Origin of the sequence: Paenibacillus sp. FSL E2-0151 (genome assembly GCF_037993015.1) — a bacterium.
GTDB lineage: Bacteria > Bacillota > Bacilli > Paenibacillales > Paenibacillaceae > Paenibacillus > Paenibacillus amylolyticus.
Genome location: NZ_CP150308.1, coordinates 50,672 through 76,293, shown reverse-complemented (window position 1 = coordinate 76,293; position 25,622 = coordinate 50,672). Strand labels below are relative to the sequence as shown.

The 25,622-nt window shown below is 48.9% G+C and carries 23 protein-coding genes; all 23 read right to left on the bottom strand.

The genetic code is table 11. The features are described from left to right. Positions 1 to 576, bottom strand: a complete 576-nt coding sequence (gene pabA, locus MHI55_RS00355) for an aminodeoxychorismate/anthranilate synthase component II (RefSeq protein ID WP_036606106.1) — start codon at positions 574 to 576, stop codon at positions 1 to 3. 50 nt (positions 577 to 626) lie between these two features. Then, entirely contained in the window at positions 627 to 2,240 is a 1,614-nt protein-coding gene (locus MHI55_RS00350; RefSeq protein WP_340388278.1) for an anthranilate synthase component I family protein, read from the bottom strand. Positions 2,241 to 2,380: 140 nt separating this feature from the next. Continuing rightward, entirely contained in the window at positions 2,381 to 3,319 is a 939-nt protein-coding gene (cysK, locus tag MHI55_RS00345; protein ID WP_036606108.1) for a cysteine synthase A, read from the bottom strand. A 338-nt stretch (positions 3,320 to 3,657) separates the two neighbouring features. Then, positions 3,658 to 4,611: a peptidyl-prolyl cis-trans isomerase gene (locus tag MHI55_RS00340; protein WP_340388276.1), complete on the bottom strand. Its 954-nt coding sequence runs from the start codon at positions 4,609 to 4,611 to the stop codon at positions 3,658 to 3,660. Positions 4,612 to 4,634: 23 nt separating this feature from the next. Continuing rightward, positions 4,635 to 5,555, bottom strand: coding sequence for an Hsp33 family molecular chaperone HslO (gene hslO, locus MHI55_RS00335; protein ID WP_047844508.1), 921 nt, complete (start codon positions 5,553 to 5,555; stop codon positions 4,635 to 4,637). Between the two features lie 73 nt (positions 5,556 to 5,628). Next, on the bottom strand, positions 5,629 to 6,399 hold the full coding sequence (locus tag MHI55_RS00330; RefSeq protein WP_036606111.1) for a type III pantothenate kinase: 771 nt from the start codon (positions 6,397 to 6,399) through the stop codon (positions 5,629 to 5,631). Between the two features lie 6 nt (positions 6,400 to 6,405). Beyond that, entirely contained in the window at positions 6,406 to 7,272 is an 867-nt protein-coding gene (gene nadC / locus MHI55_RS00325) for a carboxylating nicotinate-nucleotide diphosphorylase (protein ID WP_047844509.1), read from the bottom strand. Next, a complete protein-coding gene (gene nadB, locus MHI55_RS00320) occupies positions 7,269 to 8,909 on the bottom strand; it encodes an L-aspartate oxidase (RefSeq protein WP_340388273.1) in 1,641 nt (546 codons plus the stop codon). The genes nadC and nadB overlap by 4 nt, the downstream gene beginning before the upstream one ends. 35 nt (positions 8,910 to 8,944) lie before the next feature. After that, entirely contained in the window at positions 8,945 to 9,883 is a 939-nt protein-coding gene (nadA, locus tag MHI55_RS00315) for a quinolinate synthase NadA (RefSeq protein ID WP_036606114.1), read from the bottom strand. A 299-nt stretch (positions 9,884 to 10,182) separates the two neighbouring features. Continuing rightward, entirely contained in the window at positions 10,183 to 12,228 is a 2,046-nt protein-coding gene (ftsH, locus tag MHI55_RS00310; protein ID WP_036606115.1) for an ATP-dependent zinc metalloprotease FtsH, read from the bottom strand. Positions 12,229 to 12,328: 100 nt separating this feature from the next. Next, positions 12,329 to 12,868, bottom strand: a complete 540-nt coding sequence (hpt, locus tag MHI55_RS00305) for a hypoxanthine phosphoribosyltransferase (RefSeq protein WP_017691352.1) — start codon at positions 12,866 to 12,868, stop codon at positions 12,329 to 12,331. Between the two features lie 52 nt (positions 12,869 to 12,920). After that, positions 12,921 to 14,339, bottom strand: a complete 1,419-nt coding sequence (tilS, locus tag MHI55_RS00300) for a tRNA lysidine(34) synthetase TilS (protein ID WP_340031570.1) — start codon at positions 14,337 to 14,339, stop codon at positions 12,921 to 12,923. 65 nt (positions 14,340 to 14,404) lie between these two features. Beyond that, a complete protein-coding gene (locus MHI55_RS00295) occupies positions 14,405 to 15,352 on the bottom strand; it encodes a protein kinase (RefSeq protein WP_036606117.1) in 948 nt (315 codons plus the stop codon). Beyond that, positions 15,336 to 16,088, bottom strand: a complete 753-nt coding sequence (locus MHI55_RS00290; protein WP_340388271.1) for a VWA domain-containing protein — start codon at positions 16,086 to 16,088, stop codon at positions 15,336 to 15,338. Before MHI55_RS00290 ends, MHI55_RS00295 begins: the two co-directional genes overlap by 17 nt. 85 nt (positions 16,089 to 16,173) lie before the next feature. Next, complete coding sequence (gene spoIIE / locus MHI55_RS00285) at positions 16,174 to 18,681, bottom strand: stage II sporulation protein E (protein WP_179088724.1); 2,508 nt, start codon at positions 18,679 to 18,681, stop codon at positions 16,174 to 16,176. 473 nt (positions 18,682 to 19,154) lie between these two features. Further along, a complete protein-coding gene (locus MHI55_RS00280) occupies positions 19,155 to 19,685 on the bottom strand; it encodes a S1 domain-containing RNA-binding protein (RefSeq protein WP_017691357.1) in 531 nt (176 codons plus the stop codon). Between the two features lie 198 nt (positions 19,686 to 19,883). Further along, the gene (locus MHI55_RS00275; protein WP_076254642.1) at positions 19,884 to 20,219 is read right to left on the bottom strand and encodes a septum formation initiator family protein; all 336 of its coding nucleotides are present in this window, start codon (positions 20,217 to 20,219) and stop codon (positions 19,884 to 19,886) included. An 11-nt stretch (positions 20,220 to 20,230) separates the two neighbouring features. Continuing rightward, entirely contained in the window at positions 20,231 to 20,800 is a 570-nt protein-coding gene (gene yabQ, locus MHI55_RS00270) for a spore cortex biosynthesis protein YabQ (protein ID WP_076254644.1), read from the bottom strand. Further along, positions 20,797 to 21,081, bottom strand: a complete 285-nt coding sequence (yabP, locus tag MHI55_RS00265) for a sporulation protein YabP (protein ID WP_036606119.1) — start codon at positions 21,079 to 21,081, stop codon at positions 20,797 to 20,799. Before yabP ends, yabQ begins: the two co-directional genes overlap by 4 nt. A 172-nt stretch (positions 21,082 to 21,253) precedes the next feature. After that, positions 21,254 to 21,532, bottom strand: a complete 279-nt coding sequence (locus tag MHI55_RS00260; protein ID WP_036606120.1) for an RNA-binding S4 domain-containing protein — start codon at positions 21,530 to 21,532, stop codon at positions 21,254 to 21,256. After that, positions 21,532 to 21,804, bottom strand: a complete 273-nt coding sequence (locus MHI55_RS00255; protein ID WP_017691362.1) for an HU family DNA-binding protein — start codon at positions 21,802 to 21,804, stop codon at positions 21,532 to 21,534. The genes MHI55_RS00260 and MHI55_RS00255 overlap by 1 nt, the downstream gene beginning before the upstream one ends. A 307-nt stretch (positions 21,805 to 22,111) precedes the next feature. Continuing rightward, positions 22,112 to 23,605 (bottom strand): nucleoside triphosphate pyrophosphohydrolase, encoded by a 1,494-nt coding sequence (mazG, locus tag MHI55_RS00250; protein ID WP_036668465.1) that lies wholly within the window; start codon positions 23,603 to 23,605, stop codon positions 22,112 to 22,114. Positions 23,606 to 23,754: 149 nt separating this feature from the next. Continuing rightward, positions 23,755 to 25,503, bottom strand: a complete 1,749-nt coding sequence (locus MHI55_RS00245) for a polysaccharide biosynthesis protein (protein ID WP_340388269.1) — start codon at positions 25,501 to 25,503, stop codon at positions 23,755 to 23,757. Positions 25,504 to 25,622 lie beyond the last annotated feature (119 nt).

Below are 25,622 nucleotides of genomic sequence, written 5' to 3'. Positions count from 1 at the left end.
TTAAACCTTCACTTGTTGGGACAAAAAGTTACGAAGCATCTGATGACCATGGTCTGTAATAATGGATTCCGGGTGGAATTGAACCCCTTCAATCGCATATTCTTTGTGACGCAGACCCATAATTTCACCTTCAGCTGTCTCCGCTGTAATCTCCAGGCAGTCAGGCAAGCTGCTGCGCTCCACAATCAGGGAGTGGTAACGGGTAGCTGTGAATGGAGATGGCAATCCGGCAAATACCGATGTTCCATTGTGGTGCATCTCGGATGTTTTGCCGTGCATCATGCGCTCCGCACGAATGACATTGCCACCAAACGCTTGTCCAATGGACTGATGCCCCAAGCACACACCAAAGATCGGAATGCTTCCCTTGAAATGATCGATGACTGCCAGACTAATGCCCGCTTCATTCGGTGTACACGGGCCCGGAGAGATCAGAATATGATCAGGTGCCAGTGCCTCTATGCCTGCCAGATCAATCTCGTCGTTGCGGCGAACTTCCACCGTCTCGCCCAGTTCACCCAGATATTGAACCAGGTTATACGTGAAAGAATCGTAATTATCGATAACCAATATCATATGCCTGCTCCTCCTCATCTTCCGTCAATGAAAGTGACGGTTGCTTCGTTTTATTTTTGAATAACAGCTTCTGTTCGCTCCGCTTGTTCTTGTTCAATAGCTCTGCTTGCTTCCGCCTCTTCGCTGTAATTCACAGCTCTCATCATGGCTCTTGCCTTGTTGCGGCATTCCTTGTATTCCCGATATGGATCGGAATCAATAACAATCCCTGCCCCGGCCTGCACATAACCAATACCGTCCTTAATGGCAAGTGTACGAATGACGATGTTCAATTCCATATTCCCACTGTAATCCATCCACCCGATGGAACCCGTATAAGGCCCACGACGCACAGGCTCAAGTTCCTCGATAATCTCCATGGTGCGGACTTTCGGGGCTCCTGTAATCGTTCCACCCGGGAATGTCGCAGCGATCACATCAAATACGGATAACCCTTCTGCCAGCCTGCCTTCCACCTGGGAAACGAGATGCATGACATGGGAATACTTCTCGATGGTCATCAATTCAGGCACATGAACCGAACCGTAGGCTGCAATCCGTCCGATATCATTCCGTTCCAGATCAACGAGCATAATATGCTCCGCCCGTTCCTTCTCACTGCTGAGCAGTTCATCCGCCATAGCTTTGTCCTCTGCTTCATCCCGGCCCCTTCTTCGGGTCCCTGCGATGGGACGTGCACTGACTTTTCCATTCTTCACTTTGACCAGAAGTTCGGGAGAACCACTTACCAGTTGAAAGTCTGGACTACGCAGCATACCCATATATGGTGATGGATTCACAAGGCGCAGCCATTCATAAATATGCTCAGCGCTCGAATGAAGACGCTTTTCCTGTCTTAAGGAAAGATTCACCTGGAACACATCGCCCTGCCTGATATATTCCTGTACCGTACGCACAGCTTGTTCAAAGTCCTCCTGGGGAAAGGAGGTTTCCCATCCTTCCGATTCCCTTTCCGCATCTTCAGGCTGCGGGGTACGATTGACCTGCTTGTTGCGGCGTTCCAGTGCCTGTTGTTGTTCCTCAGCCTGTGCAGCCCCCATAATATGAAGCCAACGTTTCTGCATCGCTGTCGCTCGTGCTTCTGCCGCTGAATATAGGCTACGGATATCCGTTTCGTTCCGGTTAGGCTCTATAGCCAGATGAACCATGCAGAAAAGCGCCTGCTGCTCATGGTCATACGCCCATATTTCTTCAAAGCGCATCCACCAATAATCCGGCAGAGCCGGGTTATCTTCAGCCAAGACTGGAAGCTTCTCCAATGACCTTGCTACATCGTAGCTGAGATAACCCGCGTATCCACCCCCAAAGTCTGGAGCCCCATTAACCTTGGGTGCGCTATACGGGACAGTCCATCTCTTCAATACATCAAGCGGCTTGCCGCTGTCCATCGAGGTGGTCCCTTGCGTCACATCATGAATAACCGCTTCTTGACCTTTACCTGAAATTACGGATACGGGGTCTAACCCCAGAAATGTATATCTCCCGCCTTTGCCATTCTCCAGCACAATTGCGTATGGTGACGCCTGCTCCCAGGCTGCCTCCCACGATAACGGTAAACCGCCATGATACGGTCCCTCATCCGACTTTGTGATATAGGGCATCATGGTCCAGCCTTGTTCAGCCCACTCCATCCAGTCGGCGTATGTTGTCATCAGGTGTGTCATTGCGGTGTGCCGCCCTCCATCTGTCGCTAGTTCTATTGTCTGATAGTATACTAAAGCGCCGCTCCTTTTAAAAGCATTACGCCAAAAATCCTCCATACCCGTCATACGGGCAAGGAGGATTGGTTTTGTCATTTGTAGACTTAGCCTTCGAAGTTGTAAAGAGGTGTGCTGAGGTAACGTTCGCCGTTACTTGGCACGATTACGACAACGCGCTTGCCTTCACCCAACTGTTTCGCAACCTGAAGACCTGCACGGATCGCCGCACCGGAAGAAATACCGGACAGAATGCCCTCTTCCTTCGCTACCTGACGAGCCGTCTCGAATGCATCATCATTCTCAATGTGAATGATCTCATCATAGATTTCCTGATCCAGAATCTCAGGGATAAAGTTGGCGCCAATCCCCTGGATCTTATGTGGTCCTGGTTTGCCGCCCGCCAGAATTGGCGAAGCTGCTGGCTCAACTGCAACAATTTTAATACCAGAGAAAGCTTCTTTCAGCACTTCCCCTACACCTGTAATTGTTCCACCTGTACCGATTCCTGCAACGAAAGCATCCAACGTACCGCCTACAGATTGAATTGCTTCAACAATCTCAGGGCCAGTCGTTTCACGGTGGATCTTCACGTTGGCTTTATTTTTAAATTGCTCAGCCATGAAATAGGAAGGGTTTTCTTTCAGCAGTTCTTCGGCTTTTTTAACAGCACCATTCATGCCTTCAGCTCCAGGTGTAAGCACAAGCTCAGCACCATACGCACGAAGCAAGTTGCGACGCTCCAAGCTCATCGTCTCAGGCATTACAATAACGGACTTGTAGCCTTTGGCTGCAGCCACCATCGCGAGTCCAATTCCCGTGTTACCACTTGTTGCTTCAATAATGGTATCACCTGGTTTTAGCTTGCCTTCTTTTTCCGCTTCTTCCACAATGCTAATTGCGATACGGTCTTTCACGCTTGAACCTGGATTCTGGTACTCCAGCTTCACGAATACTTCAGCACTGCCTTCAGGTACGATACGGTTCAGACGAACAAGCGGAGTACCTCCGATGAGTTCTGTTACGTTATTAACTACTTTAGCCATATGAATGCCCTCCTTAGTGGATGAATAAAACTTGAGTCCTGTTAACCTATACTGTGCGGCCGGTAGCCTCTAGCTGTTATAGAAGAACTGCGGAAATCCTGTTGATCCTATCCCTTACTGCCAAGATTTCTAGCAGGGCGGAGGTTTCCGAAAGTTTCTTTGTTCATAAATAAATCTTTTATATCCGAGTAAACGAGTAGGTATTTATTATTTTCATCTTATCAACGTTAACCCTTATTGTCAATATGAGTACTCAAAAAAAATACTCTGCCTTTGGCCCTAAGACCGCAGACAGAGTATTTTTATCAAGATGCAGCAGTACGATACAATCTTTGAATTCAGGAGGCAGGAATCTCGGACAGGATTACGGCTTCATACTTGTTACGCAGCATTTGCTCTACCTGCGGCAACGGATCAGCCTGACTCAGAGCCAGTTCCATTCGAATCTCCTCACGGACTTCTTCGGCCGATTGCACCTGGCGTTCTTCTTTATCATTAAGTCTGATAATAACATAGCCTTCTTCTTCCACTTGAACTGGACCAGCAATATCGCCTACATCCAGCCCGGCAGCAAGTTGAAGGATTTCTTCTGACTGGAATGGATCATTCTGCTCAATCCATCCCAGCCTCCCACCAGCATCACGAGAGAAGCTGTCTGTCGATTGCTTGCGAGCAGCTTCTTCAAAGTCCTCCCCCTTCTCCAACGCATCCAGTAAGGAATTGGCTTCATCTTCTTCCTTCACTACGATGATGGACAAGTCATATTTCTCGGGGGAAACGTAATCCTCACGGTGTTCAGTCCAGTAATGCTCAATATCTGCATCCTTGATCTGTATGCCGATCGTTGCGATTTTCTCAAGCAGCAGCCTGTAGCCGGCTTCCAACTCAAGTTCCTGTTTCGACAGACCCAATTGAGACTTCATTTCGTCAAAATATGATTTCTCTGAATCATACCCATCCATCGCGGCGGCAAGTTCTCTTGCAATCTCTTGGGGAGTGACGATCAGCTTGCGTTCGATTGCTTCGGCATATACTGCTTTACGGTTTAACATCTGGAGTAATAACTCACTGCCGTAACGTCGTTTCAGCGCATCGGTCCACTCTTTGTCCGTGATAACTTCTCCGTTGATCGTCGCTACGGTGCTTCCTTCTTCCGTATTAGCATCATGGGATGCATCTGCCTCGTCTTTGCCCTGTCTGAGACCATGCATAGCCATCACACTACCCATGACCAGCATACCTAGCGTCAAGACAATTACAGCCGTCCACAACCCTTTTTCCTGTCTTGTCATTCCGCATCCCGTCCCCGCATAGATCAGTTCTTGGCTTGCTCTAGGATGGTCTCAAGTTGTTCTTTGTTAAAGTCATAGGCTTCATTACAGAATTGGCAGACCACTTCAGCCTGGCCCTCTTCTTCAATTAATTGCTCCATCTCCGTTTGGCCCAGGCTGATTAATGTCTTCTCTACCCGCTCACGTGAACACTCACAGCTAAAATGAATATCCAATCCTTCCATCACTTGTACATCTGGCAACAATCGGCGAAGCAACTCTTCCAATTCAAGTCCCTGCTCCAGCAACGTCGTCACTGGCGGCAACGTACTAATGGCGTTTTCGATCGCCGTGATCTCTGGATCTGTCAATCCCGGCAACAGCTGCATAATGAATCCACCTGAGACAATAACGGAATTATCCGTATCAACGAGCACACCAACGCCTACAGCAGAAGGTGTTTGCTCCGATTGCGCAAAGTAGTACGTGAAGTCTTCGCCCAGTTCTCCTGAAATAATAGGCACACTGCCACGATATGGTTCTTTCAGTCCCAAATCCTTCGTTATGTTGATGAAACCTTCCGTTCCAACCGCGCCTGCAACGTCCAGTTTCCCCACACTATTGCTTGGCAAATGTACATGCGGATTAGAAACATATCCTCGTACTTCGCCTTTCGCATTGGCATCAGCTACAATCTGTCCAATGGGCCCATCACCGTTGACTTGTACCGTTAACTTCTCTTCACCTTTAAGCATTGCACCCATAATGGCTGCTGTTGTAACCGTACGCCCCATGGCAGCTGTAGCCGTGGGAAACGTATCGTGTCTTCTGCGTAGTTCCTCAACCAGTTCCGTAGTCTGGATAGCAAAGGCTCTTACCTTTCCATTCATTGCTGTACCACGAATTAACCGGTCATGCTTGTTGTTGTTTTCCAAGTCATTCAGCCTCCTTTGGCGTATCGCCATAATAGTCGTAACACAGAAAAAACGGCACAACACTTAAGCTGTAATCTCAGCCCGCTGTATGCCGTCACTATGCTCACCTTTCCCGGTTCCGCTCATATATAATACGCAGCCCTTCAAGCGTAAGCAGCGGATCAACTTCCTCTATACTACGGGTTTCTTCTGCGATAAGTGTAGCGAGACCACCCGTCGCGATAACTCGGGGCTTCGCTCCCATCTCCTCGCGAATACGTTCTACAATACCATCTACCTGCCCTGCATAGCCATATATAATACCTGCTTGCATGGCATGAATAGTATTACGGCCAATAACCTTTTTAGGTTTCTCCAGCTCTATACGAGGCAACTTGGATGCCCGCTCATAGAGCGCTTCAGTGGCGATCTGAATGCCAGGTACAATAGCTCCCCCCAGATAGTGGCCTTTCTCGTCAATACAGTCAAAAGTCGTTGCGGTACCGAAATCGACCACGACGAGAGGGCCGCCATACTTCTCAACGGCTGCCACTGCATTAACAATACGATCTGCACCCACTTCACGAGGGTTCTCGTATCGCAGATTCAAGCCAGTTTTGATACCAGGCCCAACGAGCAAAGCTTTTTTGCCTACATACTTCTCACACATCGCTTCAATTACATTCACCAGTGGCGGAACCACAGATGAGATGATGACACCTTCGATGTCACTTGCCCTGATGCCGGACATATGAAATAAATTATAAATCAATACGCCGTATTCATCCACTGTTGACTGACGTGATGTACTCAGACGAAAGTGGTGCAGCAATTCCCGGCCTTGATATACGCCGAGCACCATATTGCTGTTCCCCACGTCTACAACTAGAATCAAAGAGGTTCACCCCTCTTTCTTTTCATTTAAATCCAGACTAATATCCAGGCTCTCAAAGGAATAGGTTAACCTGCCAACCGAAATTACATCCACACCACTCTCTGCAATACCACGAATGGTCTGAAGAGACACGTTACCGGATGCTTCAACCTTCACATGAGGAGCCTGTTCACGAATAAGTTCAACCGCTTCACGCATCCGCTCTGGATGCATGTTATCCAGCATAATGATATCTGCCCCGGCTTGCAAGGCTTCTCTCACCTGCTCCAGATTTTCAGTCTCCACTTCAATCGTCATCGTATGTGGGATAACGGTTCGCGCACGCTGTACCGCCTCGGTGATTCCGCCTGCACCCTTGATGTGGTTATCCTTAATCATAACGGCATCGTACAGTCCAAATCGATGATTCGCTCCGCCACCCACGCGCACCGCGTATTTCTCAAGTAGTCGGTGGCCCGGCGTTGTCTTACGTGTATCCACGAGCCTGGTCTCAAGACCATCCAGCACATCCACGTAGGCACGCGTACGCGTAGCTATTCCGGACATACGTTGCAGCAAGTTAAGTGCCAGTCGTTCCCCCGTAAGCAGTGAATGTGTACTTCCCTCTACCTCGGCCAAAATCGTGCCATGGGTGACCTGGTCTCCGTCTGTTACCTTCGGTGTAAATACAAGATCAGGATCAACGACTTGAAATACAAGTTCAGCTACGATCATGCCTGCAATAATACCATTGTCTTTGGCGTGTATAATGGCCTTGGATTGGTTGCCTGCCGGGATCGTCACACTTGTTGTAACGTCACCTGCACCAACATCTTCACGAAGCCAGTTTTTGATCGATTCGATAAGCCCTTCATTATATCCATTCAGTATCATGACATCAATTCCTCCACAATCGCTTGTTCTCGCTGTTGCAGACTATGCTTCTGCCACACGATATCATCACGCGCCGGGAAATCCTCACGATAGTGAGCCCCCCGACTCTCCTCGCGGTGTAATGCTCCGCTAGTAACTAACCAGGCACAAGTCAGAAGGTTGGCATACTCCAGTTCTTCCTTTTGGGTAAGTGTCTGATCAAAAAATTGCAATTCCTGTTGCAGCTTGTCCATGGCCTTATGCAGGTTCTCACCGTTCCGGCGCAAGCCGACCTGACGAACCATCATTTTCTGTAATCGTAAACGTCTTTCGGATACCGGCTTTTGCTCTTCCGTGATCTTATTGACCTTGTTATTCATGTCCACAGATGAATGCGCAGCCCCTCTTACTTGTAATAAACCAAGCGGAGGGAGAGATTGAATACGATCAACAATTCTCCGCCCAAATACAATCGCTTCTGATAAAGAATTGCTTGCCAGGCGGTTGGCTCCATGCACTCCTGTAGAAGACACCTCGCCACAAGCAAATAATCGGGAGATGCTGCTCTCTCCACTTAAATCCGTTTTCACTCCACCCATCATGTAATGGGCAGCAGGTGCAACGGGAATCCAGTCCGTTGTCATGTCTAATCCATAACGCATACAAGTCTCATATATGGTAGGGAACCGATGCTTGATCATCTCTGGCTGTTCATGTGTAATGTCCAAGTACACAAAGGTACTGTTGGTGGACTCCATCTCACTAACAATCGCTCGTGCCACGATATCTCGTGGGGCCAGTTCAAGCTGGGCATGATAACGATCCATGAAGCGCTCACCCTTCACATTGCGCAAATATGCTCCTTCGCCGCGTACGGCTTCTGACACAAGGAAACGCGGGGCCCCAGGGTAACATAGAGAGGTGGGGTGGAATTGGATAAATTCCATGTCACGAACAATAGCCCCAGCCCGGTAAGCCATGGCTACACCATCGGCAGTAGCTACATCCGGATTCGTCGTGTATCGGTACAGTTGTCCTGCCCCACCAGAACAAAGAACGGTTGCCTGTGCCTTCACGAACACTTGCGATCCGTCATCCTTCTGAACCAGAGCGCCAATGCATTCCCCTCGATCTCGATCCGTAATCAGGTCAACAACAAAATGCTCATCCCAAACTTCAATCCCGGGATGCTCATTCACTTCAACAGCAAGCGCACGTACAATCTCATATCCTGTTGCATCTCCGTTGGCATGCAAAATACGGCGGTGGCTATGCGCACCTTCCTGCGTCAACGCCAACTCGCCGTTCTCCAGATCAAATAAAGTACCCAAACGAATCAGTTCCTTCACTCCGTCCGGCCCCTCATTCACCAATACCTCTACCGCTTCGGAGCGGCATAAGCCCGCTCCTGCTACAAGTGTATCCTGCAAGTGGTAAGCAGGTGAATCATCCTCAGCAATAACCGCAGCGATGCCTCCCTGCGCATATCTGGTGTTACTTTCAAGTAATGACTTCTTCGTGATCATTAATACACGTTGTTGTCCACTTGCCTTAATGGCAGTAAACAAACCAGCAATCCCTGAGCCTATAACCAGTACATCCGTCTCTACCATGGGTAGCGCAGACAGATCAAAATCAACTAAATATTGCGGTATCATGTTATTCACCTGTCTTGGAGCAAGAGTAGCGCATCCTACTTTACCAACAACATGCGCTCTAGTGATTCTCTGGCTTTGTCGGCAACGGCCGGTGGCACGTAGATTTGCGGCTTCATCGTTTCCAGGCATTTCACCAGTTTCTTCAAGTTGTTCACCTTCATGTTGGGACATACGAGGAACTTGGTAGCAAAGTGGAACTGTTTATCCGGACTATCCAGACGAAGCTGATATCCTGTACCATCTTCGGTACCTACGATAAATTCCTTCGCTGATGAATTTTTGCAATACTCCAGAATAGCTGTTGTGCTGCCTACAAAATCACCCATTTCTACAACCTCAGGGCGACACTCTGGATGGACAACAAACTCCGCATTGGGATGCTTGGCTCTCATCTCCACCACATCTTTGACTGTAAGCATATCGTGAGTGTTGCAGTAGCCTTCCCAGATAATCATTTTCTTGTCTGTATGCTGCTGCACATAATGTCCCAGGTTTTTATCCGGTACCCAGATAATTTCGTCGGAATCCACCGATTGAATAACCCGGACTGCGTTCGCCGATGTACAACAGATGTCAGTCTCTGCTTTGATCTCAGCCGAGGAATTGATATACGTAACCACCTTGGCATTAGGATGTTGTGCTTTCAATTTGCGTAGTCCATCCACATTCACCATATCTGCCATTGGGCAGCCCGCACGTTCGTCCGGGATAATAACTGTTTTATTTGGCGCAAGAATTTTAGCGCTTTCACCCATAAAATGAACACCACAGAAAACGATCACATCCGCATCTGTCTGTGCTGCCTTCTGGGCTAACAGAAACGAATCTCCACGGAAGTCGGCAACCTCCTGTACTTCGTCACGTTGATAATAATGGGCAAGAATAATGGCATTACGTTCCTTCTTCAACACCATAAGCCGCTCACGCAGCTCGCGGTTCATCTCAGCCTTGCGCTCTAAAGCCAGAGCTTCCACCTGTGATCCTCTCCTTTATCGGGACAGCGTCATGCGCTGTTTCGTGGGCTAACCTAAGTCGTTATCTTCGCTTGAGAAACGAATCACAAGCGGTTTAACAACTAATTTACACAACGTTCACGACTCTGTCAATAAATGAAAAAGGCCCGGGACAGCGCTGTAACCACCTGTTTGCTAACTGGTTCGCCATCTAACTCCCGTTTATCTTTATCTATCCTCTTTTAAAATAATGGATAAAAAAAGAGAGCCTCGAGGGCTCTCTTGATTTCACCTGCTATCATAGCCAGATGTATTGTGTATTAAGACGTTGGCTTAGTTCCGCCATCATCCGGGTTATTGTTATTACCCTTTTCCAGATTCGGAGCTTCGTTTGGAATATCTCCGGCTGGTGGCTCAGGCGTTTCATCTTTACCTTGAATACGAACACGCACATCACCGATGGTGTCGATGATTGGCTCTCCGCCTTCAGTTGGTGTGCCTTCACCATCATTGTCATTCTCTGCTTTTGGAGTCAAAGAACCTGTTTCGATCAATTGCTTGATCTGATCCATTTCCAAAGTCTCAACCTCAAGCAAAGTTTGAGCGATCAGGTGCATCTCTTTTGAATGTTTAACAAGCAAGTCCTTACACTTCTCATAACAGTCATTGATAAAGCGTTGCATTTCCTGATCAATCTCGTAAGCAATGGAATCCGAGTAATTCTGTTCATGACCGATATCCCGACCAAGGAATACCTGTCCTTGTGAACTTCCGAATTGCATAGGTCCCAATTTCTCACTCATACCGTATTCCATAACCATGCTGCGAACAATACCTGTCGCTTGCTGGAAGTCACTGTATGCACCAGTACCAATTTCTCCGATGAACAATTCTTCAGCTACACGACCCCCGAGAAGTCCGGTTACTTTATCCAGCAATTCCTGCTTGGTAACCAGCATACGGTCTTCTTTTGGCAACATGATTACATATCCACCCGCACGTCCGCGCGGAATAATGGTCACTTTATGTACCATATCAGCATGTTCGAGGAAGTATCCAACAATGGTATGACCTGCTTCGTGATAAGCAACGATTCGTTTCTCGCGATCACTGATGACACGGCTTTTCTTCTCCGTACCAACGATGACACGGTCAATCGCTTCGTCAACTTCCTTCATGGAAATATCTTTACGGTTACGACGCGCTGCAAGCAATGCCGCTTCGTTCAAGAGATTCTCCAAATCCGCACCAGAGAAACCTGTTGTACGCTTCGCGATAATATCCATCTTCACATCTTTGGTCAGTGGTTTATTACGGGAATGTACTTTCAGGACAGCTTCACGACCTCTTACATCAGGGCGGTCAACCGTAATTTGACGGTCAAAACGTCCTGGACGCAGCAAGGCAGGGTCCAAAATATCTGCACGGTTCGTTGCGGCAATGATGATAATACCTTCATTAACTCCGAATCCGTCCATCTCAACGAGCAACTGGTTGAGTGTCTGTTCACGTTCATCGTGACCACCACCGAGACCAGCACCACGCTGACGTCCTACAGCATCAATCTCATCGATAAAGATGATACATGGGGCATTTTTCTTCGCATTTTCAAACAAATCACGAACACGTGATGCACCGACACCGACAAACATTTCCACGAAGTCGGAACCTGAAATAGTGAAGAATGGTACACCCGCTTCACCGGCTACGGCACGAGCGAGCAATGTTTTACCGGTACCTGGAGGCCCTACGAGCAATACGCCCTTAGGAATCCGCGCACCTACTGCTGCGAATTTACGAGGGTCCTTGAGGAAGTCTACAACCTCAACAAGTTCCTGTTTCTCTTCGTCAGCACCCGCAACATCTTCAAATGTAACCCGCTTCTTCTCTTCGTTGTAGAGACGAGCACGGCTTTTACCAAAGTTCATTACTTTACCGCCGCCGCCTTGAGCCTGATTAAACAGGAAGAAGAACAGCAGGAACATAATGATCAAAGGAATAAAGGAAGTCAGCAACGTCAACCAGATGCTGTCACCTTTCATTGGCTCCTGATGATATTGGAAATTGTTAGTTTCACTTGCAGCTACAAGCTCACTAATTGCCTCATCCGTAGGAGGAATATACGTTGAGAAATTTTCTGATTTGGCGCCATCAGGTGCCTTCTTGTATTGACCGGTCACGAGATACGTTTGACCGTTGAATTGAACCGTCAATTCAGAGACATTGTTGGCTTTGATCGCTGCACGCAACTGATCATATCTAGGATTATCGGTGGCTTCGCCGCCATTGCTGACGAACTGGACTATCCCCACCACAACTAAAAAAAGAATCAAATAAAAACCAGAATTCCGGATGAACCGATTCATCCCCTACCTCCTCTCGAGACACTTTAATTATTTTAACATAGCCCGACATGGCTTCTCAACAGAAGCCAAGAACAGCTCAAGGCTTGGGTCGGGCAGGATATTAGCTACTATAGACTTCCGGCTTCAAAATCCCGATATAGGGCAGGTTCCGGTACTTCTCCGCAAAATCCAAACCGTAACCAACGATGAACGCGTCAGGAATGTCAAAGCCTGTGTAATGAGCTTCCAACTCAACTTTACGGCCTGAAGGCTTGTCGAACAGCGTAACCACTCGCACCGACTCGGCACCGCGGTTTTCTAGCAGTTCAATCAGATAGCTGAGTGTAAGTCCGCTGTCGATAATATCTTCGACAATCAGAACTTCCCGTCCTTCTACGGATACATCCAGATCCTTAATGATTTTGACAACACCTGATGACTTGGTGGAAGCGCCGTAACTGGATACCGCCATAAAATCCATTTCAACAGGTACCGTTATGTTTTTAACCAAATCAGCCATAAATATAAACGCACCCTTGAGCACACAAATGACCAAAGGATTGCGATTTGCATATTCGGCACTTAGTGTTGCGCCTAATTCCTTGACTTTACTCTGAATTTCTTCTTCACTGATCAATACTTCCTGAATGTCGTTCTGCAACTGTGCGAACCTCCTAAGTTATACTATGAAAGCCTTACCTGAACCATAACCACTACCCCTGAATCGCTGAATCGCCTACAGTCATGTACAGGATTGCGGAAGTGCCCTCCCTGACAGGAGCCACACTGGACCGTCGAACACCCGGTAACCAGATGATATGACCTGCTCCATCACATACCACAGGAATACGTGGACGGACAGATGGGGGGATTTTCTCATCGATGAAAATATTTTTCACCTTTTTGCTTCCGTTTAATCCCATCACTTTCATGGTATCTCCAGGTAACCGTGAACGCACAACCAGCGGCATAAGCAGTTGATCCGCATCAAACGCGGCTTGATCCGCCGATTCCGGTACATGATAGTCCTCGGGACTCACCGTCATCAACCGAATATACCGGTTAATTGGGGTGAGTGAAAGCTCATAAGTTCCACTCCATTGCGCAAGACGGTACTCGTAAGATTGATCCTGTACGTCCGTCCGTATGCCAAAAGAAATCAGATTATACTCCCGAGTGCAGGCGAGTGTCTGTCCTATATCCAGGCTCCAGGTCGTCACATGGGTCTCTATGACCTTGCGCCGAATGGTTTCTATACGGGTAAAGTCGACAAAATCACTGTCCAAAGGCAGATAATTCAATATTAGTTTAATCAACCTTCGTTGTAAAGCGACATGTAACTTCAAGAAGGAAGGCACCTCAAAGGTTTGCCTTCCGCCGTTCACCTGCACTAGACACCTGTATGTGTCATATGCACTCTGCTCCATGAAATCGTCTTCATCACCCACAATTTCGGCAAGCCGATTCAATGACGGCGTGAGTTGTCCATTATACTGCCCCAAAAAAGGAAGCACATCCAAGCGAATGGCATTACGCCGATATTTACGCAGGGCGTTGCTCTCATCATTGAAATACATAAAACCCTGGGTAATACAAGCTTCTACAAGGTCTGTCTTGTTTATACGAAGGCATGGACGAATAAGTTCCACATTTTTTTCTCGTCTTTTAAACTTCATTCCTGAGAGTCCCGACAAGCCGGTTCCACGAAGCAAATGAAGCATGACCGTCTCCGCCTGATCATCGGCATGATGTGCCAAAGCGATGCTTGCCGCATTATATTTGGAAGCCACTTCGTGCAAAAAGGCATATCGCTTGTTGCGGGCTGCTTCCTGTGGTCCTTGACCCGTAAGCTCCATATATGAAGGTACATCGGCCTTGGTCCATTCAAATGTAATACCAAGCTGTTGTGCCAGTTCCATCATTTTCTCCGCTTCATCATCAGATTCACTCCGGAAGCCATGATGCACGTGGGCACAGATCAATTCAAGTGGCACATGCCGCTTGCTGATCTCGTGCATGATATGCAAAAAAGCCACCGAGTCCGGCCCGCCCGATACTGCGACGACAATCCGATCCCCGGGAACCCATAACTGATGCTCTTCCGCTGCATCCAGCACGTTCTTTACCAGCATGTTCCAGCGTAAAGCCTCCATACCTGTTCCTCATTCCTTGCGTTATGTATATGCACTCTCACAGATCAGAAAAGTAGTGCATAGATGAGCACTCCAATAAGTAATATCACAGATACAGCAAATGCGTTCATAAGCCAGCGCGGTGTTGTACTTTTGGAACGACGGCGGAGAGGCGTGGGGCGTGCCATCATTTCCTTCCACCCTTGTGCCGCATGACCTGCATCACGAAACTGACCTCGTAATGCCTGAGTTGTCCAATTGCGAAAAGGACCCAGTCGTTCACTGCGCTCCACCAGCGCTACGAGCTGATTCACACTTCGCAGTTGCGGTAATCCTTCGGCCGCCAGTGCCTTGAGCGCGTCTGCTTCAAGTACATGAATCAATAATAATGCAAATGCAAATACATCATAGGTACCATCTGCCGTACGGCTACCTGCATTCCAGAAGCCCCGATCATACCATTCGGTGAACTGTTTGACGCTTCGTCCAATCGACGTAACTCCGCCGTAGTCGATCAATTCCACCTGCCCATAGTCGGATACCAACACATTCTGAGGTTTGAGATCACCAAACACCCATCCCGCCTGATGCAATTGTGCCAGCTTCTGCAAGAGTCTAAGTCCCACCAGAAGTGTCCAGTCTGTCCCCTGACGCCGAATAAAGTGATGAAGTGCCTCACCTCTAACGTAACGCATCACATAAAAGGGAATATCCCGGCCACGAACGGCATAATCATCCACATCTTTAAGATAGGAAGGAATGCCGCTCTGCCGAAGGGCCTCATGATTACGCTGTAGTTGAAAAGATTTGAGCACATTGACTTCCGATTGCAGATCAACCGGATCAAATCCCATTTTTAACGCGTAGTGTTTGCCATTTTCACCCCGTTGGACAAGAAAAACGATGCCATTAGCTCCTTTGCCCAGTAGCTTCCGAATCGTGTAACGACTGCGATTCCATTTCCCTGTAACCACTGTTCCTGGCGGGAAAGAGGCGTCAGACAACGTTGTCACCGAGCATCCCTTCTCTTTCAATGCGATAGTTCCCTTCTATTTCCTGCTGTTTCTCCAGTGTACCATAACGGTAAAAATCAATCACCTTCTGAATTGCAGGACCTGTCGGCGTTGCACCCTTCATCTGCAACCTTCCAAACAAGGACCGAACACGGCCTGGATCCGTTGTCCAGTCAATATCCATTACCGCATCTTCTCCACTGTGTCGTCCCGGAAAATGAAATACGGAAAGCTTGCTTTGACCTATACGCGCCTGCAAACTTAACATTAAATCGCGAATGCCTTCTTCTACCGCAGCCAGTTTGGGCTTCATGCTGGCACTAACGTCGATTAACAATATAACCTGTAAGGCTATAGTTTCAGCCATATCATCCATCACTTCCACGACCCTGCCGCGTTGTGCAGGCTCCAAATCGGTTACCGTTTTGGGCTCCTTCTCTCCCAAAATTTGTGTTAACTCTCTATTAACCGCCTGCTGAATGGTCTGAACCACCGTTTTTCTTGTCATCATCTGCATCGTATGGGCAAGCTGACGTGTACCTACAATTTGGCTGATTCCACCTCCGGCTCTGGCAATATCCTCAATCTCCCGGCTACCCAACTCACCAATGGTTCCATAATCAATCACGCCAACCACATTAACCGTAATCCCCTCTTCCAGCGCTTCGGCCGCTGCCAGCACCGGACTTGGTCCTACATTGGAACAACCGTCGGTGATCAATAAGATTTGCTTCATCCGATATCCCTCCGTTATTCGTTACTCTCCAACTCTATGACTAGCATTGCCAGAATGAAGAGACTTCAAACAGAAGAATATGCAATTAACTGACGGTCCGTGGACGCTCCATCCGGTTGATGCCAGGCACACGCAGTGTGGCCCATTCAGGGCGGAAATGCTCTACTTTTCCAACAACGACGGTCATATCATCCAAAATCTCATGTTGCTGATATCTTATGACACTTTCAAGCAGGCAATCGGCCAAATCTTGCGGATCATCTGTATCAATCTCTTGAATGAGCCGTTTCATCCATAACTCTTTGTTCACCGCATACCCCGGTGCATCATAGATGCCATCCGTCATCATAATGAGGATATCCCCCGGCTGAAGCTGTACCGTCACCAGATCCACTTCAATATCCTTAATAATACCGATTGGCAAATTGCTGGCCGAAACCTGAATAACCTCCTGGCCTCGTTTGATAAAACTTGGCGTCGATCCGATTTTCATAAACGTGGTCTCTGCCGTATATTCATCGATCAGCGCCATATCCACTGTTGCATACATCTCTTCAGGGGAGCGCAGCATCAGAACGGAGTTCACGGATTTGATCGCCAGTTTCTCGTCCATGCCGGACTGTAGCAACTGTTCCAGTATGTTCAGCGCCGCGCTGCTCTCCATGCGTGCCCGTTCTCCATTGCCCATTCCATCACTGAGCGCCACCGCGAATGTACCGTTGCCTAACTCAACCGTACTGAAGCTGTCGCCTGACATCACATCTCCCCCTTTTGCGGCGGCAGCAACACCCGTGGTAACCTCGAAGGTTTTGGCCGAACCAAACGTAACGGTTGCCAGTCCCTGACGAGGATCGGTCATGGTCTCATGCAAGACGGCAATATGCTCGTCCAGTACATCCGAGATCAGCGGAGCAATCATTTTCCGGCACTCATCGAATCCACGTGTATATGCATGTACAATCTCAATCTCTACATTGCCCGCTTCCAGATTGATGATCTCAATGGAGTGAATGGACAAGCCCAGTGACTCCAGTGCATCCCGAATCTGCTCCTCCTGCTGTACCATCTCATCACTTTCCCGCTGAATTTCTTTGGCCAGGTCCTCCATGACCTGAGATACACCGGACAATTGCTCTGCAACCAGCTGCCGGCTATCGATAATTTGACGCTTCCATTGCATGTTATGTTGATGCAGTCCATACTGGGCACGCATGACTTCAAGGACCTCTTCCGGTTTCGCACATACCCTGTTCCAGTCCACTGGAATCTGCTTGCCTGAGATCTCCGGGTTTCCTTCAATCGTACTCATCACGTCCGTCATATATTTGTAGGTTTGAATAAACTTCGCATCCCAGCATTGTGTACGCTTGAAGCAGCTTGCACATGTGCCCTCGGCAACCGCATTCATGAAATGGTCCATTCCACCTTCTTTCTGTACCTGCTCCCCTGCACCGGACATCTGATCAAAGCTACGTGACAATTGACGGAATACCTGTGAGAACCGGGTTACCCGTTCTGCCGTGATATCCCGTATCCGTTTGGCATACTCATGCTGCGATTTGGTATGATCCTGTGTACCCGGTACATATTTGGATATCGCCGTCATCAGGCTTTTAGGTGTTAACATGAATAGTACGATAGCTGCACACGTCTCCCATAATGAGTTCATCACATCGCCCGGTCCGCCCAGATATATGGATAGAATGGACGAACCCAGCAGCATGCCCAGTGCAACCGCCGCACGTTTGCCTTCTCGAAGCATACCCGCCAGCATCCCGGCAAAAGCAAGCAGGCTCATCTGATACACCGCTGACATGTCAGCCAGACTCAGAATCAAGCCGGTAATAACGCCAACTGAGGCTCCAAGGGGGGCTCCGCCCACCAGCGCAAAGATTAATATGAGATAACGGGAGAGCATATGCTCGACGGATAAAGACTGAATGGTCCACCCTACGGCTCCCGTCATAACGGAAGCGAGCAATATGATCAGGCAGAGGATCTCCTCGTTCTTTAGGCTGAACTTTTTTTTGCGGTAGGTGAAGATCGGTATGGCTTGTATAAAAACAAGGGTGAGCACGAAACTTAATACCGAATCCATCGTGAGCATCAGCATCGCGTACCAGCTGAAGGATGGTCCAATCACAACCGCGAATAACTTGACCATAAATGTAGTCGTAAACACCATCGTTGGTGCATAAGATAATTCAGCACGATCATATGACTCCAGACCGCGGAAGAGCAGATAAAAGATGGCGATCTCCGATGCAACAATGAGTGGTACCGGAAACGGTGCAAAGAGACTGCCTGCGAGAAGTGCAGCGCCTACCGGAATGATGTAATCCCTGCGCATGAAAGCAATTACGGCGAAGTAAGCAATGGCAAAGGGAGATAACTCATTCAGGATCATTGCCTTTCCGAGCAGGAACCCCATAAACGTAAGCAGCAGTACCCATTTGCGGGAAGCAACCATCTGGACAGCCTTGCGGGAGCCAAGCCATTGTTTCAGACGTACCGACAGCTCCTCCCGAGCTTCCGTACCTCCTTTACCTGCTTTCATTCCCGGAAATTGAATGACATTCCACTTTTCCATCATCCTCAAGGCACCCCATTCGATTAATTTGAATTTTCGTGTTTCGTTCTCGATGGTTCTGATTATAGATAGATTAGAAGACGTAGTTTGTCAGAATAGGTGGGCAGGGTCCAAAAAGTTTACGACAAAAGAAACAAGCCTGGCGCGGTGGAGCGAAACCCCCGGCCTTATTGTGGTTTCATTCATTCTCCTACTTGATTCCGACAATCGGAATGTCTGATTTTGAACCGGAGATGGTTTGGTCTCGCCACCATTTGAGCAGGATAACTGTGGAATGCCACGGAAACCTGTCGGTAAAAAATGGTAGACGACAAATGTTCTTATGGTTTCATTTTGCCGTGCAGAAAAACTGGGGATATGGAGCTTCACCTTACAAAAAAAGCTATTCAACTACTTATCTGTGAAAGAAACGCAAAAAAACCGTTAGCCCATGGGCTAACGGTTTTACTTATATGTTTAGATCAGGTTGTGACAGATTACACACGCTTGGCTCCACGGCCTCCGCGTTTGCCTTCTGTGTTCTTCTTAAGCGAAGAGATCCGCTCTTCACTATCTTTCAGGAAGCGTGACATTTTATCCTCAAATGAAGGTTTGCCTGCTGCGGGCTTGAAAGAACGGCCTCCGCGGTCACCACGGTTAAATCCACCGCCGCCACCACCACGACCTTGGCCACCACTTGGGCCTCCGCCGCTGAATCGTTCGCGATCTCCTCCACTGCGTTCCGGTCTAGGAGCTCTCGGGGGTCTAGATTGGGTTTGTTGCTCAACCGGTTTGTCAACAGCTTGCTTAATGGAAAGTCCGATCTTGCCATCCTTGTCAACGTTGATAACCTTCACTGTAACGAGGTCATTCAGCTTCAGGTGGTCGTTGACATCTTTGACGTAATTGTCGGCGATTTCCGAGATGTGAACGAGACCCGTGACACCTCCTGACAGATCCACAAATGCTCCAAAATGCGTGATTCCTGTCACCTTGCCCTCTAACTTGGTGCCCACTTCAATTGCCATAGAATAAAATGATCCTCCCTTAAAAATATACAACCCGATTTTTTGAATGCCAAAATCAATGCTGCGCTAATGTAATTATACCTTATGCCATAAACCAAGGTCAACTGAACACTACCCCATCAGAGAGCCTATTTTTTCCGGTTTAACGGCTTCAGACACACGGATAACAAACCTAGCTCGGTAATAGACCGAATTCCATCAGTTCCCTGACTCTTCAACCTGGATCGGCGTTTCCTCAGGAAGATAATATCCTTTTTTCCGTGCCAGCTGTCCTATGTATTCAGGGTCATTCAACCGGCTGACTTCGTACTTCAACTGTTCCAGCTTCTTCAACGTATCTTCCTTTGAAGCTTGCTGAGTGGCCAGATGAGAACTCTTGTCCGAAATTTGTGCATTCTGCACAAGGAATGTATATCCTGCCCATATTACAAATACAATCATAAACGTCATCCAAAGCATGAGGCGCCTTTTTGCACCGGCAGATTTTCCTTGGTTAGTTGGAGCCTTTGATCTGCCCACAGGTGTTTTACCCATTACGGACCTCCTTAAAACCAGCGTTTCCACATCGCTGCAATTCTTGTACCCACACGGATCATGAAGCGTGGCGTTACCCAATGTTTCAGGAGCGGCCTAAACATCCAGCGGAACAACTTGCCGAAAGGTACCAAACACTGTAGCACCAGCCTGCCCAGGAATAATAGTATCGCAATTACAAAACCGAATAATACGCGAATTAACTTATAAATTCCTTTAGCCGGCATAACGATCAGGATGTTAAGGATATGTCCACACCAATGAATCAGCTTTCTTGCGAGTTTAATTAACATTACCACAAAACGCTGGGTTGTAACACTTAAAAGCCAAAAATAGAAGCAAACCCCTATAATCAGCCCCAAAAAGACATAAAACCGCAACTGTCCGTGGTTTCCGGCGTATAGCATCCGAAAAACGAACAGCGCGGAAGCAACCCAGTACAACAGATCGAGCGTGTGAATACTCCATCTCGGAAACCGCAGCTGTCCGGACAGTACCCGGTAACTGTCGTAGGCCATTCCCATCACGACCCCCGAAGTAAGCATCCACATCAATGTGATCCATTGAGTATCCGGACTCATCGGAACATCTTGCCAAACAGGCCTTTACCATTTTTGGACTGGGAACCGGGGTCCAGATATTGGAGCGAACTGACTGTGCCTTCAATGGATAACAGACCTTCCTCCAGGCTCAGGTTTTTGATATGTAAATTGTGCCCCCGGATGGTCAGATGCCCAAGTTCAGTCTGCAGCAAAAATTCCTCACTGTCGAAGCTCTCCACGTTGGAGACACCCGTCAGATCCAGCAGTTTCCGATTCTGCATGCTCAGATGATGCTGTTTGGCCTTACCGTGCTCAACCATGGCATGTACCCCTCCTTCTTACACCTAGCTTATGGGTGTGGAGGTTGGAATAGAACCAGCGTTGTTGAACAAATAACCCGGCATCCAGTAAAAACAAAAACGCCCTTCCCTGTTACAGGAGGACGTTTCGATTCAACTTGCATTGAATGAATATTTAATACCAGATGTACTGTTACCAGTTCATCCCGTTATCCTTGGCGATCGGCTCTTCCTTCACCAAGGTGTAGAGGCTGCTCGCCTCATCCTTCTTGGTACTCTCGGCAATTCGTTCCACCTTCACAGTGACCAGTTTCTGACCGAACTGAACCGTCAGCTCATCGCCCACTTTGACAGCGGCGCTGGGCTTAGCTTCACGTCCGTTCACCAGAACACGTCCCTGTTCAGAGACGTCCTTGGCCACAGTGCGGCGTTTGATTAGCCGGGAGACCTTCAGGAATTTATCAAGACGCATTATTTTACGGCTTCTTTAAGTTTGTTGCCTGCTTTGAATGCAGGAACAGTGGACTCAGGAATCACGATTTCATTCCCTGTTTGTGGGTTACGTCCGGTACGACCGGAACGTTTGCGGGTCTCAAAAGTGCCAAAGCCGATCAATTGTACTTTGTCTCCGCTGGCAAGTGCATCTGTAATTTCTCCCAAAAAGCCGTTCAATACGGACTCAACGTCTTTTTTAGTCAAACCACTTTTGGTTGAAATGTTGTTAATCAGATCTGTTTTGTTCATTTTTAAAAGCCTCCCAAATTGAAAAAAAAGTATCTGCGATTCCTGACAATACATCGATTGCCGCTGATTCGCGTTAGGTCACTACACATGTATTCTGGCTTGGCATCTGAAATCCTGCCTTAGTCCGCGACTTTTTTTAGCTTTTTGTCGATGGTCCGCAGGCAACAGTCTAAGACCAGTACCCGAAACCATCCGTCGCTAAACACCTATCCCAGTCAACACAGATGAACACATGTTCGTATATCATAACACACTGCATAACATGATGGAATAAGGTTTATCGGTATTTCCCAGAAAATTGAACCCGTTATAATCCTGCCTTCTTCGCATCCTGCCAGAATTGCTCCATCTCTTCTACATTGCTATCTGCTGGTGTTCTTCCCTGTTCACGCAAACGCTCTTCGATGTACTGGAACCGCCCAACGAACTTGCGGTTGGTCGCAGCAAGCGCCTCTTCCGGGTCCGTATCGATGAATCTTGCAACGTTTGCGGCTGCGAATAATAAATCACCCAGTTCGAGCTTCCGTTCTTCCGCAGACTGGCCTTGTTGCACCGCTTCTTTCAACTCCGCCAGTTCTTCCTCGATCTTGGCAAACACACCTTCAACATCATCCCAGTCAAAGCCTACTTTGGCTGCTTTCTTCTGTAACTTGTATCCCTTCATCAATGCAGGCAAGTCACGCGGTATACCATCCAGCACGGAAACCTTCTGCTGATCCTGGCCTTTGCGCTTCTTCTCCTCTGCCTTCATCTGTTCCCAGTTCTGAAGAGCTTCATTCGCATCTTCTGCCTGATTATCGCCAAACACATGTGGATGGCGGAAGATCAGCTTATCATTCAAACCTTCGATGACATCATACACATTAAATGTACCCACTTCTTCTTCCATCTGGGAGTGCAATAAAATCTGCAGCAGCAAATCACCCAGCTCTTCTTTCATATGGTCGGGGTCATCCTCATCGATCGTCTCAATGACCTCATAGGTCTCTTCAATCAGGTTTTTGCGAATGGATTGATGCGTCTGCTCCTGATCCCATGGACAGCCACCCGGACTGCGAAGAATATTGACGATCTCATGCAAACGCGCAAAGGATCTGCGACGCAAGGCATCATCGGTGTTCTTCGGTACATAGATCAGTGACAGATTGCCGTACCCTTCGATCCGGTCCAGTTCGTGCAATGGAATCTTGTGAATGACCTCCTGACCCTCCACACCCAACGCATGACCCACAAATACCGGATAATCATCCGGGTAAACCTCCATCAGGCATAGCTTCACATCGGAAGCAGTGAACACATCGTAGACTTGTCCGATCAACGTATGTAGCTGTGGTTGTACCAGTTCCGTGTTCAGGCTGCTGGCATCCAGAAGTTGAAAACCTTCGATTGGATCGAATCCAAGTCGTATAAAAGCTTCATCTAGGAAGCTCTCCCCGCCCATCACACGCAGTGAAATACCCATCTGCGGACAACGCTCTTTGAGTAGGCGCACACTTGCTTCTGCCACCATGGGATGACCCGGAACGGCATACACAACTTCGGTTCCGGCCTCACCCTTACGAGCAGCCTCTATCAGTTGGTTTGCGATCTCATCATACACCTCGGGGAAGGAGGACTTCGCCTCATAGATGGCATCAAATGAGGTCATTACCAGTCCCTCTTGCTTCAGATCATTCAAAACGGGATGATCCAGGGTACGTACATACAGCGTAGCTGCATGTTTCATTTTTTTGATAATACCTACGGTCAGTTGGTCTGCATCTCCAGATCCAAGACCCACTACGGTTAAAGCTGCACTCATTACGTAAACCTCCATCCGGACTATCCTGTCCAGGCTCAATGATTCATCATGCCTGAACAGGACTAATTACACGTATTATACCAGAATCATTCGATATCCTATAATTGCATATTCGCTGTGCTGGGTGTAGAAGCACCGTGAGCATGGAGCTAGCGCAGCACACGCAGTCTGCGCAGTAGCTTGGCAAGGCGAGGCCCCAACTTGGGCACAGCCGCCAGCTCCGCGGCGGTCAGTAGCCCTGTCCGGGCCGCGGCCAGCAAGAACACGGCCGAGCCTGCGGCAATGCCCAGTAGGCTCACGCCCAGCGCGGCCAGCCTGCGGTCGGCCGCGACACCCATGCCGCCGAGCACGGCTTCGGCGGCCCAGGCCGTGCCTAACGCCGCCAGACTCATGGCGGCGATCACCAGCGCCGGCTTCGCCAGGACGGCGCCAGGGGCAGGGCGCAGGGCGACAAGTCGCGCCAGCAGCGCCACATTCAGGCCAGCCGCCAGCATGTAGGCGACTGCGCCTGCCAGAGCCGCGCCGCTGATGCCCAGCGCCGGCACAAGCATGACGTTCAGCAGTGCCTTGACGCCTGCGGCGGCCAGCATGCTGAACGCGGGTGCGCGCACGGCGCCGAGGCCTTGCAGCAGCGCCGCCGCAATAATGCTGACGGTGCTGCCCGCAGCCGTCAGCGCCATGTACCGCAGTGCTTCGGTGCCTGCGGCATCTCCGTACAGCATGCGGTTAATCGGCTCCGCCAACACCGCGAGACCCGCGGATGCCGCCAGGCCGATCAACCAGAACCAGCGCAGCGCGAGGCCTGCTTGCTCCCGCACGGCTTCTGGCCCGCCCTTTAACCGGGCTTCCGCCATCGCCGGAATAAAGAGCACAGACAGTGACGTGGCCAGCATCGTCACCAGTTGAACCAGCGGCAATCCACGGTTGTAGATGCCGAAGGAAACCATCGACTGGAGTTCATCCAGCCCTTCTCCTCGTAGAAGCCGTGGCACGGTGAAGGTATCCACCAGATTCATCAACGGCACGGCGAGTGACCCGAGACAGACGGGAATGGCATACATGAGTAGCGTCTTGATCCACTCCCCATTGGATCGTGATCTTTCTGCCAGAGTCGGGTTAATAGCACTCACCGTTTTCTTCAGCGGCGTAACCGGTGTATTCTCCTGACGTTCATGACGATCTGATCCAACCTCCCCGCCTTTACTGCTCCATTCCGAATCCAATTGTTCGGTGACGACTTCCCTGCCTTTCCGCCGATGACGGACCATGTAACCTAACATGGTTAACAGTCCAACCATTCCACCAGCAACGGAGCCCATCATGGCGCCAGCGGCAATAGTCTCAAGCGAAGCGTCCCGTCTCATCAACCACAGAAGCAAAACAATCATGACGGTGACACGTATCGTCTGCTCCACCACTTGTGATACCGCTGTTGGAACCATCTGCTGTAATCCCTGAAAATATCCCCGCAGCCCTGTCATCACCGGTACGAACAATAACGCCCATGAAGCAGCACGAATCGATGGAACCACATGGCGGTTGCCAATCATGTCAGCGATCAGTGGCGCACCTGCATACATCAAGAGCGCCATTATAATTCCAATTCCCCCGAGCAGTAGGGAAGATAGTCGAATAATTCTTCTGCTCTCGTCTGGTCTTCCGAGTGCGTTCTGTTCTGCTACGAATTTGGATACGGCCAGCGGCAGCCCTGCAGCAGCAAGCGTGATAATGAGCATATATAACGGATACACCGTATTGTAGATGCCAAATACACCGTCTCCCCCCAGATTCTGTAGCGGAATCTTTTGAAAAGCACCAATGATTTTAGAGATAATGGCAGCAAGCCCAAGTATAAATGCACCCTGTAGCAGCCTTGAGCCTGTAGACGGCTGTTTCATATGTCCCTCCCGCGTAATCCTTTTAAGCATACCTTGCTATTATAACTGCCTGAAGGCACACAGACTAACCCTCCCCCATCACAATCATCCGGATTAACTTCGTTGTCCCTTAAAACGCA

Excerpts from the sequence above, each read along its gene's own strand:
- cysK (WP_036606108.1), bottom strand. The coding sequence starts at position 3,319 with ATGGCTAAAGTAGTTAATAACGTAACAGAACTCATCGGAGGTACTCCG.
- MHI55_RS00255 (WP_017691362.1), bottom strand. The coding sequence starts at position 21,804 with ATGAACAAAACAGATCTGATTAACAACATTTCAACCAAAAGTGGTTTG.
- MHI55_RS00350 (WP_340388278.1), bottom strand. The coding sequence starts at position 2,240 with ATGACACACCTGATGACAACATACGCCGACTGGATGGAGTGGGCTGAA.
- yabQ (WP_076254644.1), bottom strand. The coding sequence starts at position 20,800 with ATGAGTCCGGATACTCAATGGATCACATTGATGTGGATGCTTACTTCG.
- spoIIE (WP_179088724.1), bottom strand. The coding sequence starts at position 18,681 with ATGATGGAAAAGTGGAATGTCATTCAATTTCCGGGAATGAAAGCAGGT.
- ftsH (WP_036606115.1), bottom strand. The coding sequence starts at position 12,228 with ATGAATCGGTTCATCCGGAATTCTGGTTTTTATTTGATTCTTTTTTTA.
- MHI55_RS00280 (WP_017691357.1), bottom strand. The coding sequence starts at position 19,685 with ATGGCAATTGAAGTGGGCACCAAGTTAGAGGGCAAGGTGACAGGAATC.
- MHI55_RS00340 (WP_340388276.1), bottom strand. The coding sequence starts at position 4,611 with ATGACAAGACAGGAAAAAGGGTTGTGGACGGCTGTAATTGTCTTGACG.
- mazG (WP_036668465.1), bottom strand. The coding sequence starts at position 23,605 with ATGAGTGCAGCTTTAACCGTAGTGGGTCTTGGATCTGGAGATGCAGAC.
- MHI55_RS00275 (WP_076254642.1), bottom strand. The coding sequence starts at position 20,219 with ATGGGTAAAACACCTGTGGGCAGATCAAAGGCTCCAACTAACCAAGGA.
- MHI55_RS00245 (WP_340388269.1), bottom strand. The coding sequence starts at position 25,503 with ATGAAACAGCCGTCTACAGGCTCAAGGCTGCTACAGGGTGCATTTATA.
- tilS (WP_340031570.1), bottom strand. The coding sequence starts at position 14,339 with ATGCTGGTAAAGAACGTGCTGGATGCAGCGGAAGAGCATCAGTTATGG.
- nadC (WP_047844509.1), bottom strand. The coding sequence starts at position 7,272 with ATGATACTGAATGGATATAATGAAGGGCTTATCGAATCGATCAAAAAC.
- MHI55_RS00290 (WP_340388271.1), bottom strand. The coding sequence starts at position 16,088 with ATGAAGCAAATCTTATTGATCACCGACGGTTGTTCCAATGTAGGACCA.
- yabP (WP_036606119.1), bottom strand. The coding sequence starts at position 21,081 with ATGGTTGAGCACGGTAAGGCCAAACAGCATCATCTGAGCATGCAGAAT.
- hslO (WP_047844508.1), bottom strand. The coding sequence starts at position 5,555 with ATGGCGATACGCCAAAGGAGGCTGAATGACTTGGAAAACAACAACAAG.
- nadB (WP_340388273.1), bottom strand. The coding sequence starts at position 8,909 with ATGATACCGCAATATTTAGTTGATTTTGATCTGTCTGCGCTACCCATG.
- pabA (WP_036606106.1), bottom strand. The coding sequence starts at position 576 with ATGATATTGGTTATCGATAATTACGATTCTTTCACGTATAACCTGGTT.
- MHI55_RS00260 (WP_036606120.1), bottom strand. The coding sequence starts at position 21,532 with ATGCGTCTTGATAAATTCCTGAAGGTCTCCCGGCTAATCAAACGCCGC.